Source organism: Micromonospora sp. NPDC049203, from assembly GCF_043197215.1.
Taxonomy (GTDB): domain Bacteria; phylum Actinomycetota; class Actinomycetes; order Mycobacteriales; family Micromonosporaceae; genus Micromonospora.
On record NZ_JBICSV010000005.1, the window covers coordinates 255,355 to 265,687 of the forward strand.

Consider the following 10,333-nt stretch of genomic DNA (forward strand, 5'->3'; position numbering starts at 1 on the left):
ATCATCCTGGCACGGACGCTCAGCCCTTCTCGGCCCCGCTGGTGAGCCCCTCGGTGAGCATCCGTTCCCCGGCGAAGAACAGCACCACGATCGGCAGGGTGAGGATGACCGAGCCGGCCATCAGCACGGTCTTCGGCACCTCCACCCCGTCGGCCAGCAGCGACAGGCCCAGCGACACGGTCCACCGGTCCGGCCGGTCGACCATGAACAGCAGCGCGAACAGGTACTCGTTCCAGGCGATCATGAAGTCGTACAGCGCGACGGCCATCACCGACGGCGCGGCCAGCGGCAGGCTGACCCGGCGGATGATGCCGAGCCGGCCCGCGCCGTCGATCGCCGCCGACTCCTCCAGGCTGATGGGGATCGTCTCGAAGTAGTTCTTCAGCATGTAGACCGACACCGGCAGCGTCTGCGAGATGTAGACGAGCACCAGGCCGGTCAGCGACCCGCGCAGCCCGGCCCGGGTGAAGACCACGAACAGCGGGATCGCGATGACGATGGACGGGAACAGGTAGACCGCCAGGAACAGCGCGCTGACCTGCCGGCGGCCGAAGAACCGCAGGCGGGACACCGCGTACGCGCCGGGAATGGCGATCACCAGGGTGAGCGCGGTGGCGGCCAGCGCCACCAGGCCGCTGTTGCGGATGAACGTGAGGAAGCCCTGGCCGCCGTCGGAGACGGACCTCAGCACCTCGGCGTACGTGGCGACGGTCAGCTCACCGAACGGCACCCAGAGCGAGCCGGGTTCGAGCAGCAGGCGTTCGATCGGGCGTACCGACAGCACCAGCATGTACCAGAACGGCAGCAGCGTGACCACCAGGAACCCGGCGATCACCAGCCGTCGCAGCCAGCGCAGGCTCACCGTCTCGATCCGGTCCCGGTCCATCACGCCTCCCGTCGCGCGCCGAAGAAGCGCAGGTAGATCGCCACGAACACGAGCAGCACCACGGCGAGCACGACCGCCTGGGCGGCGGCCGCGCCGATGTCGGTGCGGGCGGTGAGGAACTGGTAGACCCGGACGCTCACCACCTCGGTGCCCGCCGCGCCGCCGGTGAGCAGGTAGACGTCGTCGAACTTGTTGAACGTCATGATGAACCGCAGCACGCCGATCAGCGCGATCACCGGCATGAGCTGTGGCAGCAGGATGTGCCGGAACCGCTGGGTGGGCGTGGCCCCGTCGACCCGGGCGGCCTCCTCCAGCTCACCGGGCACCGCCTGGAGCCGGGCCAGCAGGAACAGGAACGCGAACGGGAAGTAGCGCCACGCCTCGAACGCGATCACCGTCCACAGCGCTGTGGACTCCTGGGACAGGAACGGCACCGGGGAGTCCCAGCCGAGGAAGCGCCGCCCCCAGTCGTTGACGATGCCGAGCTGCGGGTCGAGCATCACCTGCCAGACGAACGTCATGGCGACCACCGGCGCCACGTACGGCAGCAGCATCGACGCGCGGACGAGGGTGCGGCCCCGGAACGGCCCGCGTACGGCCAGCGCCGCCACCAGGCCGACCACTATCGAGCCGGCGGTGCCGCCGACGCTGTAGAGCACGGTGGTCCAGAGCGTGTCGGCGAACCCGGGCGTGTGCAGCACCCGGTCGATGTTGTCCAGCGTCAGCTCGCCGAACAGGCCGGTCTTGCGCAGTGTGGCCAGGCGTACCCGCTGGAAGGCCAGCACCACCGTCCAGACGATGGGTATGCCGATCACCGCGAGCACGACGAGCAGGGTCGGGGCGACCAGCGCGAGCCCGGCGCGGGACTCGCGGCGGCGCAGCGTCAGCGGGCGTCGGCCGGGTCGGCGGGGCCGCTCCGGTGCGGGGGAGCGACCGGCCTCCGGCGCGGTGGTGGTCAATTGACGCCCTTGGCTATCGCCTCGACGTCCTTGCGGGCGCGTTCGGCGGCGGCGCGGGCGTCGGACTTGCCACCGACCACGTCGGCGAGCGCCTTGGGTACGGGCAGCTCACCGAGGATGGCGCCGACCAGCTTGCCCTGGTTTTCGGTCAGGCCCCAGCGCTGGAACGTGTCGGGGCTGCGCCGCAGCGTGGCGAGCACGTCCTCGCCGTATACCTCGGACAGCGGCTTCTTGGTGTCCACGCCCGCCGGGCTGGTGTTCCAGGCGGTGCGGAACTTCTGCCTGTCCTCCGGGGTGCCGGTGCGCACCGGGAAGCGCCCCTCGGGGGACATGCCGAACCAGCGCGGGTAGCCGTCGGAGAGCATGTACTCCACGAACGACTTCGCCGGGTCGGCCGCGCCGTCGAGCACCGACCAGGAGCTGACCTCGCCGTACTGGGCCGGCTCGGTGCCGTTCGGGCCCTTGATCGCGGTGACGAACCCGCTGTTGCGCGCCAGCCACGCCGGGTCGGACTGGCACTGCGGGCAGGTGGGACGGGCGTCGGCGCGCAGCCCGGCCAGCTCGTCGAGGATGAACGGCGACCAGATCAGCATGGCCGCCTTGCCGGCGAAGTAGGTGGCCCGGGTGGTGTCGACGTCCTGGGCGCCCTTCACCGAGTGGTTGCGCATCAGGTCGCCGTAGAAGCGGAACGCCTCGACGCACTCGGGGGAGTCGAGCGTGACAGTGCCGGAGTCGTCGGTGAGCCGGCAGTTGTTCGCCAGCGCCAGGTGCTCGAACGTCTGCTGGGTGAACACGTCGCCGGGGGCGGTGGCCGCGGTGATGCCGGCGACGCCGCCGGTGTTCAGCTTCGCCGCCGCGGCGGCGATCTTCTCGTACGTGTCGGGCGCCGGCAGGCCGGCGGCGGTGAACAGGTCCTTGCGGTAGACCAGCAGCTGGCCCCACCCGTCGCTCGGTACGGCGAGCTGCTTGCCGCCGTCGCTGGTGAGTTCCAGCGCGCGGGGCGTGAACGTGTCCCGGCCGAGCCGGTCGATCACCGCGCCGTTGGCGTCGGCGTCGACCAGTTCGTTCGCGGACAGCGTGCGCACCCCGGCCAGCGAGACCGAGCCGACCACGTCGGGCAGGTCGCCGGCGGCGGCGCTGGAGGCGATCAGGGCCGGGAACTGGTCCTCGTTGACGGTGACCAGGTTGACCTTGACGCCGGTCTTGGCGGTGTAGTCGGCGATGATCGCCTTGGTGGCGTTCACGCGGTCCGCCACGTCTTCCAGGCTCCAGACGGTGATCTGCGAACTGTCGGATTTCTGCCCGTCGTCGCTGCATGCGGCCACGCCGGTCCCGGCCAGTGCCAGGATCAGGCTGATTGCGAGCCGCCGCGTGGAGGGTGATGACATCGGTGGCACTCCTCTCGAAAGAGCACGGCCTGCCGCTAATACCCATCGATTCCTCAATCTAATCACATATGCCCATTTTTTAGGTTAGAATCGGGGCCGGTACTTTCTTCGGAGCGACGCCATGAGCAACTGGGTTGTCTCTCTGGCCGGGCCCCGGCACGTACGCCTGGAGCCCTGCCCCACGGACCGGCTCGGTCCGGGTCAGGTCCGCGTCCGCACCCGCTACTCGGGCATCTCCGCCGGCACCGAACTCAGCCTCTACCGGGGCAGCAATCCGCGTCTGCGCAAGGACTGGGACTCAGGTAGCCGCATGTTCGTGCCCCGGCAGGCCACGCCCGCGTACCCGGTGGTGGGTTTCGGCTACGAGGAGGTCGGCGAGATCGTCGAGGTCGCCCCCGACGTGGCCGGGCGGCGGCCCGGCCAGCTCGTCTGGGGCATCTGGGGGCACCGCGCCGAGGCGGTGCTCCCCGCGACGGCCGCTCGTCCGCTGCCGCCCGGCCTCGACCCGCTCGCCGCCGTGTTCGCCCGGCCCGGCGCCATCGCCCTGACCGCCGTGCTCGCCGGTGACCTGCATCTGGGCGACTGGGTGGGCGTCTTCGGGCAGGGCGTGATCGGGCTGCTCGGCACGCGCCTGGCCGCGCTCTCCGGCGCCCGCGTGGTCGCCGTCGACCGGATGCCCGGGCGGCTCGCGCACGCCACCCGGCTCGGCGCCCGCCGGGTGGTCGACGCCGCCGCCGGCTCGCCCGCCGCCACGCTGCGGGCGGCCACCGACGGCCGGGGCGCCGACGTCTGCCTGGAGCTGTCCGGGTCGTACCCGGCGCTGCACGAGGCGATCCGCGCCACCGCCCACGCCGGCCGCGTCGTGGCGGCCGGCTTCTACCAGGGGTACGCCCACGGGCTGGAACTCGGCGAGGAGTTCCACCACAACCGGATCCAGCTCGTGGCCGCCCAGGTCTCCGGGCCGGACCCGGCACCCGGCACGGCCGGCCGGTGGTCCGGGACGCGGATCGCTGACACCTTCATGGACCTGGTGGCCGAGGGCAGCGTCGACCCGCTGCCGCTGGTGAGCCACGTCGTCGACGCGGGCGCGGTGGCCGACGCCCTGGCGTTGCTCGACCGCGGTGACGGTGACGTCCTCCAAGTGGTGCTGAGGTTCTGATGGACATTCCGCTGGCCTGCCAGGAGCAGTTGCTTCCCGGCGCCGACCTGACCCAGAAGTACGCCCTCGCCGTGTCCCTCGGCTACCAGGGCATCGAACTGCGCGGCCGGGGCGACCACGCCCTGGCCCGGCGGCGCCCGGAGCTGCGCCGCGCCCGCGCCGCCGGGGTGGTCATGCCGACCGTCTGCGTCGAGATGGACCACTTCATCGGCGACTTCGACCCGGCCCGCTCCCGCGACGCGGTGGACAACCTGCGCTCCCAGCTCTCGGTGATCGCCGAGCTGGGCGGCGTCGGCGCGATGACACCGGCCGCGTGGGGCATGTTCTCCCGCCGGCTGCCGCCGTTCGAACCACCCCGCTCGGCCGAAGGCGACCGGCGGGTGCTCGTCGACGCCCTGGGCGAGCTGGCCGGGCACGCCCGCGCCGAAGGGGTCACCATGTTCCTCGAACCGCTCAACCGGTACGAGGACCACATGGTCAACCGGCTCGACCAGGCGGTCGAGCTGTGCCGGGCGGTCGGGTCACCGGCGCTGCGGGTGGCCGCCGACACCTACCACATGAACATCGAGGAGGACGACCCGCACGCCGCGCTGCGCGCCGCCGCGCCGTACCTCGGGCACGTCCAGGTCAGCGACTCCAACCGGCACCAGCCCGGCGCCGGGCACCTGGACTGGGGCGCGTTGCTGGCCACGCTCGACGCGATCGGCTACACCGGGTGGCTGGCGCTGGAGTGCCGGCTACGCGGCGAGCCGGTCGCCGCGCTGCGCCAGGCCGCCACCGCGCTGGCCCAGGCCCGTCCCCGGCGGGCCGCCGCATGACGCTGACCACCGGGGTACGCGCCGACGCCGAGCGGCACGCGCGGCTGCGCCGCCTCGCACTGGCCACCCTGGACGCCAACTGGGAACACGACCACACGGTCCCCTCCCGCACGCTCTACCCGCACCAGTGGAGCTGGGACTCGGCGTTCATCGCGATCGGCCTGGCGCACGTCCGCCCCGACCGGGCCTGGCGGGAACTGCGCACGCTGTTCGCCGCGCAGTGGGTCGACGGGCGGGTGCCGCACATCGTGTTCAACCCGGCCTCGCGCGCCGGGCCGTACTTCCCCGGGCCGCAGTTCTGGGACTCGGCACGCGCCGACGGCGCACCGGCCCGGGCCACCTCCGGGATCGTCCAGCCGCCGGTGCACGCCCCGGCCGCCTGGCTGGTGCACCGCCGCGCACCCGGCGAGGCGTCGGTGGCCGCGCTGCGCCGGCTCTACCCGAGGCTTGTCGCGCAGCAGCGCTACCTGACCGGGCGGCGCGACGCCGGGGGCGGCGGGCTGGCCGCGATCGTGCACCCGTGGGAGTCCGGGCTGGACAACAGCCCGGCCTGGGACGCGCCGCTGGCGGGGGTGCCCGCCGACGAGGCGGTCATGCGCGCGTACCGGCGGCACGACACCGCGCACGCCGACGTGGCGCAGCGCCCCACCGACCTGGACTACGCGCGCTACGTCGCGCTGGTGGAGTCCTACCGGGCCGGCCGCTACCGGGACGAGGGACTGCTCGGCCGGTACCCGTTCCTGGTGGAGTGCCCACTGGTGAACGCCGCCCTCGGCGTCTCCGAGTACGCCCTCGCGCGCATCGCCTCGGTGATCGGCGCCGACCCGGGGCCGCACCGCGACCGGGGCGCCCGGATCACCGAGGCGCTCGTGGCCCGGCTGTGGGATCCGGTCACCGGCACGTTCCGTCCCCGCGACGTGCGCGCCGACCGGCTCGTGCCCGCCCGTACCGTGCTCGGGCTGATGCCGCTGGCGCTGCCCGAGCTGCCGACCGCGCAGGTGTCCGCGCTGCTGGCCGAGGCGTGCTCGCCGCGCTTCGGGCTGGCCGCCCGGATGGACCGGCCGCTGCCCACGTACGACCGCACCGCGCCGGACTTCGAGCCGCTGCGCTACTGGCGTGGCCCGAGCTGGATCAACACCGGCTGGCTGCTCTGGCAGGGACTGCGTACCCACCGCCGGGCCGACCTGGCCGCCGGGCTGCGCGAGTCGATGCTCGACCTGGTCGACCGGGCCGGCTGCCACGAGTACTTCCACCCCGACACCGGCGCCGGTCTCGGCTCACCGGCGTTCAGCTGGACCGCCGCGCTGGTGCTCGACGCGCTCGCCCAGGAGTGACACCGGCGGGCGCCGGGTACGCCGACGCCCACCAGGTCCCGTGCGGGCTCAGGCGATGCCGGACGGGGCACCACCACCGATGCGCAGCGCACTCATCGGCGTGTCGTCGACCGCGTAGCCGAGCGCGTCGACCACCTCGACCACGCCGCTTACCTGCCGGGCCAGCCGCACCGCGAGTTGCGCCGTGGAGCGGCGCTCCACCTGGCCGGTGAGCGTCACCACGCCCCGGTCCACTGTCACGTCCACCACGCCGTCGCGGACGCCGAGGCTGCGCCACAGCACCTCCTCGACCACGTCGCGGCGGATGCCGGCGTCCGGGCGCAGATGCACCTTGAGCAGGTCGCCACGGGTGACGATGCCGACCAGGCGGCCGAGGTCGTTGACCACAGGCAGCCGCTTCACGCCGCGCGCGTCCATCAGCCGGGCCGCCTCCACGATCGTCGCGTCCGGCGTGATCGTGACCGGGGGAGCGGTCATCAGGTCGGCGGCGAGCGTCGCGTCGGCCTTCGCCCGCGCCTCGCGGCGGTGCCGGTCCGGCAGGATCCGCCGCTCCCGGGGCTGGCCCAGGAACTCCACCTTGTACATCAGGTCCGCCTCGGACACCACACCGAGCACCCGGCCGGACTCGTCCACCACCGGCGCCGCCGTGACGTGCCGGTCGGTCAGCACGTCGACGATCTCCCGGTACTCCGTGCCCTCCCGCACCGACGCCACGTTCCTGGTCATCACGTCCTGTACCTGCCACGTACGCATGGCGAACCTCCCGTTGTCCGCCTCCGACGCTAGGCGGCGGCCGTGGGCCGGGGCAGGGGCGCAAAGACCAGGTCAGGGGGCCGGAGGTCCCGAATCACCCAGCCGCGACCGGTTCGGCGACCTCGTCGAGGGGCGGCTCGGCGGTCAGCAGCTCGGCCGGCACCGGCTCGACCTGCACCCGGCAGTCGTGGAACGTCGGTGCCGCGCCCAGGTCGGTGTCCCGGACGCCGGTGACCGCGTTGACAGTGGACCGGCCGGGGCTGCGCCGCGCCCAGTACGCCTTGTAGGTGAACGCGCACCCCGGCCGGGCCGCCTCGTCCACCGCCACGGCGGCGAGGAACGCGCCCCTGTCGTTGTGCACGCGCACCGCGTCGCCGTCGGCGAGCCCGCGCGCCGTCGCGTCGGCCGGGTGCAGGTGCACCAGGGGCGGCCCGGCGCGGCGGGCGTGCCAGGGCAGGGAGGCGAACGTGGAGTTCATCAGGTAGCGGTTGGCCGGGGTGAGCAGTGTCAGCGGGAACCGGCGGGCCAGCTCCGGGTCGGCCGCCTCGGCCGGTGGCGTGTAACCGGGCAGCGGGTCCACCCCGAGCGCGGCCAGCGCCGGGTCGTGCAGCCGGGCCCGCCCGTCCGGGGTGGGGAAGCCGCCCTCGGCGTACGGCGCGGAACCCACCGGCACGCCGGTGAGCCGGGCGTACGTGCGCTCGCGCAGCTCCTCGTACGTGATCGGCGCGTCGGCCAGCAACTGCCGGGCCAGGTCCTCGTCGCTGTCCCGGAACGCCGGATGGTCGACGCCGAGCGCGGCGGCGATCCGCCGGAAGATCTCGGTGTTCGGCAGCGCCTCGCCGGGCGCGCGGGTCACCGGCAGGTTCAGCGTCGTGTAGTGGTGCCCGTAGGACGTCTGCAGGTCGAGGTGTTCGGGCTGCATGGTGGCCGGGAGCACCACGTCGGCGTAGTCGCAGGTGTCGGTCCAGCGCTGCTCCAACACGACGGTGAACAGGTCGGCGCGGGCCAGCCCGGTGAGCAGCCGGGCCTGGTCGGGCGCGGTCGCCGCCGGGTTGGCGTTGAACACCACGAGCGAGGTGACAGGCGGGTCGGCCTCCCCGGTGAGCACGGCGGCCAGCCGGCTCATGTTCAGCGTCCGGGCCGGTGGGGCCGGCATGCCGCGCGGCCGGATCACCGGGCCGTTGTCGACCGGGTGGTGGCCGCTGGTGGTCACCAGCGCCCCGCCGCCGGGGTACCGGAAGTCGCCGGTGACCAGCGGCAGCGCGCAGATGGCCCGGATCGCCTGCCCGGCGCCGTGGTGGCGTTGCAGGCCCAGCCCGACCCGTACCGCCGTCGGCCGGGTGGTGGCGATCCGGTCGCCGAGGCCGCGTACCGTCTCGGCCGGTAGGCCGCACTCGGCGGCGGCCCGCTCCACCGGCCACTCGTCGAGCCGGGCGGCCAGCTCCGGCCAGCCGGTGGTGTGCGCGGCCAGCCACGCCTCGTCGGCCGCCCCGGCGTCGCGGACGTGCCGCATCAGCCCCAGCGCCAGCGCCGCGTCGGTGCCGGGTAGCGGCGCGACGTGCTCGTCGCCGCGGGCTGCCGTGTCGGTACGCAGCGGGTCGATCGTGACCACGTACGCGCCCCGCTCGCGGGCCTGCTGCACGAACGGCCACAGGTGCAGGTTGGTGACGAGCGGGTTGGCGCCCCAGAGCACGATCAGCCCCGCCTCGACGATCGACTCCGGCTCGAAGCCGACCGAGGCGCCGTAGAGCGAGCGCAGCGCCGCCCGCGCCGCCGCCGTGCAGATGGTGGTGTCCAGCCGCGACGCCCCCAGATGGGCGAAGAGGCGGGGGCCCATGGTCCAGCCCTGGACCAGGCCCATGGTGCCGGCGAAGTAGTAGGGCAGCACCGACTGCGGGCCGTCCCGCTCGATGCTCGTCCGCAGGCCGGCGGCCACCCGCTCGACTGCCTCGTCCCAGCTCGCCGGCCGGTACGCGACCCGGCCGGCGCCCTTCGGTCCGGTACGCACCCAGGGCGTGGTGAGCCGGTCCGGCCCGTTCACCGCGTCCAGGTAGCGGTTCACCTTGCCGCAGAGCGCGCCCCTGGTGAACGGGTGGTCCCGGTCGCCGCGCAGCGCGACCGCCCGGCCGTCGTCGACGGTGAGTTGCCAGACGCAGGTGTCCGGGCAGTCCAGCGGGCAGGCGCCGGGGTGGGTCGTGAGGGATCCCATGCGCGGATGCTACCGATGCGACAGGCCACCCGGCCTCCGGCTTTCCCGCCACCCGGTGGGTGGGGCGTTTGGCCGGTGCGGGGGCGGGTACCCGCCGGGGCCGACCGCGTGGCGTGGTGCCCGCCGGCGGCGAGGGGAGGGGTGGGATGCGGTTCCCCCTGTTCGTCGAGGCGGTGGCGCGGCGGGCCGAGTTGCCCACCGACGAGGCGGCGACCGTCTCCCGGGCGGTGTTGCAGACCCTCGCCGACCGGATCACCGCGGACGAGGCGACGGACCTGGCGGCGCAGCTGCCGGACGACGTGGGCGGCTATCTGGAGCCCGCGGGCACCGCCACCACGGGTGGCGCCGTCGACTTCCTGTACCGCGTGGCCGAACGCGCGGCGGTGGACCCGGCGGTCGCCGAGGTGGGGGCCGTGGCGGTGCTCGCCACGTTGCGCGACACGGTGACGGTGGGGGAGTTCCACGACCTCGTCGCGCAGCTCCCGAAGGGCTTCGACGCCATGGTGGACCCCATCCCACGCCCGCCGTACGATGTCTGAGCACGCTCCCCGCGATCCGGGTTGAGCTGCGGCACCGGGGCCGCCGCCACGAAGATTCGACGGCCAGGAAGTATTTTCACCGTAAAATAATTCGTGGGCGGTCACGTACGCTGAAAATCGTCTACGCGCTAGAGGGATGATCGGACGAATTCCTCCATCCGACGTTCCAGGGTGCCTTCCTCCCTTCGGGTCAAGCCTGATCGGCCCCCTTCCGGCCCGGGCTGTGAGCCATATTCTGCTTCCAATGTGAAGTCCTGGGGGGGATCAATGATCACATTCGTCGATCGC

Annotated in this window: 9 protein-coding genes; 4 read left to right on the top strand and 5 right to left on the bottom strand. The window is 73.3% G+C overall.

The annotated features are described in order from the left end of the window. Positions 1 to 19: 19 nt before the first annotated feature. The 3 genes from ACGFIA_RS16560 to ACGFIA_RS16570 are packed head-to-tail and all read right to left on the bottom strand — an operon-like array spanning position 20 to position 3,233. The gene (locus tag ACGFIA_RS16560; protein WP_357478391.1) at positions 20 to 886 is read right to left on the bottom strand and encodes a carbohydrate ABC transporter permease; all 867 of its coding nucleotides are present in this window, start codon (positions 884 to 886) and stop codon (positions 20 to 22) included. Next, the gene (locus ACGFIA_RS16565; RefSeq protein ID WP_357478395.1) at positions 886 to 1,845 is read right to left on the bottom strand and encodes a sugar ABC transporter permease; all 960 of its coding nucleotides are present in this window, start codon (positions 1,843 to 1,845) and stop codon (positions 886 to 888) included. The genes ACGFIA_RS16560 and ACGFIA_RS16565 overlap by 1 nt, the downstream gene beginning before the upstream one ends. After that, on the bottom strand, positions 1,842 to 3,233 hold the full coding sequence (locus ACGFIA_RS16570; protein ID WP_357478398.1) for an extracellular solute-binding protein: 1,392 nt from the start codon (positions 3,231 to 3,233) through the stop codon (positions 1,842 to 1,844). Before ACGFIA_RS16570 ends, ACGFIA_RS16565 begins: the two co-directional genes overlap by 4 nt. A gap of 121 nt (positions 3,234 to 3,354) precedes the next feature. Here ACGFIA_RS16570 and ACGFIA_RS16575 point away from each other — a divergent pair, with 121 nt between their 5' ends. Genes ACGFIA_RS16575 through ACGFIA_RS16585 form a run of 3 tightly spaced genes read left to right on the top strand, consistent with a single transcriptional unit; the run spans position 3,355 to position 6,544 of the window. Next, the gene (locus ACGFIA_RS16575) at positions 3,355 to 4,392 is read left to right on the top strand and encodes a zinc-binding dehydrogenase (protein ID WP_357478401.1); all 1,038 of its coding nucleotides are present in this window, start codon (positions 3,355 to 3,357) and stop codon (positions 4,390 to 4,392) included. Continuing rightward, a complete protein-coding gene (locus tag ACGFIA_RS16580; protein WP_357478404.1) occupies positions 4,392 to 5,210 on the top strand; it encodes a sugar phosphate isomerase/epimerase family protein in 819 nt (272 codons plus the stop codon). The genes ACGFIA_RS16575 and ACGFIA_RS16580 overlap by 1 nt, the downstream gene beginning before the upstream one ends. Further along, positions 5,207 to 6,544: a hypothetical protein gene (locus tag ACGFIA_RS16585; protein WP_393260692.1), complete on the top strand. Its 1,338-nt coding sequence runs from the start codon at positions 5,207 to 5,209 to the stop codon at positions 6,542 to 6,544. The genes ACGFIA_RS16580 and ACGFIA_RS16585 overlap by 4 nt, the downstream gene beginning before the upstream one ends. 48 nt (positions 6,545 to 6,592) lie before the next feature. Here the strand turns inward: ACGFIA_RS16585 and ACGFIA_RS16590 are convergent, their stop codons facing one another. Then, positions 6,593 to 7,297: a CBS domain-containing protein gene (locus ACGFIA_RS16590; RefSeq protein ID WP_357384006.1), complete on the bottom strand. Its 705-nt coding sequence runs from the start codon at positions 7,295 to 7,297 to the stop codon at positions 6,593 to 6,595. A gap of 94 nt (positions 7,298 to 7,391) precedes the next feature. Beyond that, complete coding sequence (locus tag ACGFIA_RS16595) at positions 7,392 to 9,506, bottom strand: molybdopterin-dependent oxidoreductase (RefSeq protein ID WP_393260694.1); 2,115 nt, start codon at positions 9,504 to 9,506, stop codon at positions 7,392 to 7,394. A gap of 146 nt (positions 9,507 to 9,652) precedes the next feature. On the opposite strand from ACGFIA_RS16595, the gene ACGFIA_RS16600 reads away from it, so the two are divergent. Then, positions 9,653 to 10,045 carry a DUF2267 domain-containing protein gene (locus ACGFIA_RS16600; protein WP_357384010.1) on the top strand — a complete coding sequence of 131 codons (393 nt, stop codon included), beginning with the start codon at positions 9,653 to 9,655 and terminating at the stop codon, positions 10,043 to 10,045. Positions 10,046 to 10,333: the final 288 nt, after the last annotated feature.

Excerpts from the sequence above, each read along its gene's own strand:
- ACGFIA_RS16590 (WP_357384006.1), bottom strand. The coding sequence starts at position 7,297 with ATGCGTACGTGGCAGGTACAGGACGTGATGACCAGGAACGTGGCGTCG.
- ACGFIA_RS16560 (WP_357478391.1), bottom strand. The coding sequence starts at position 886 with ATGGACCGGGACCGGATCGAGACGGTGAGCCTGCGCTGGCTGCGACGG.
- ACGFIA_RS16575 (WP_357478401.1), top strand. The coding sequence starts at position 3,355 with ATGAGCAACTGGGTTGTCTCTCTGGCCGGGCCCCGGCACGTACGCCTG.
- ACGFIA_RS16580 (WP_357478404.1), top strand. The coding sequence starts at position 4,392 with ATGGACATTCCGCTGGCCTGCCAGGAGCAGTTGCTTCCCGGCGCCGAC.
- ACGFIA_RS16570 (WP_357478398.1), bottom strand. The coding sequence starts at position 3,233 with ATGTCATCACCCTCCACGCGGCGGCTCGCAATCAGCCTGATCCTGGCA.
- ACGFIA_RS16595 (WP_393260694.1), bottom strand. The coding sequence starts at position 9,506 with ATGGGATCCCTCACGACCCACCCCGGCGCCTGCCCGCTGGACTGCCCG.
- ACGFIA_RS16585 (WP_393260692.1), top strand. The coding sequence starts at position 5,207 with ATGACGCTGACCACCGGGGTACGCGCCGACGCCGAGCGGCACGCGCGG.
- ACGFIA_RS16600 (WP_357384010.1), top strand. The coding sequence starts at position 9,653 with ATGCGGTTCCCCCTGTTCGTCGAGGCGGTGGCGCGGCGGGCCGAGTTG.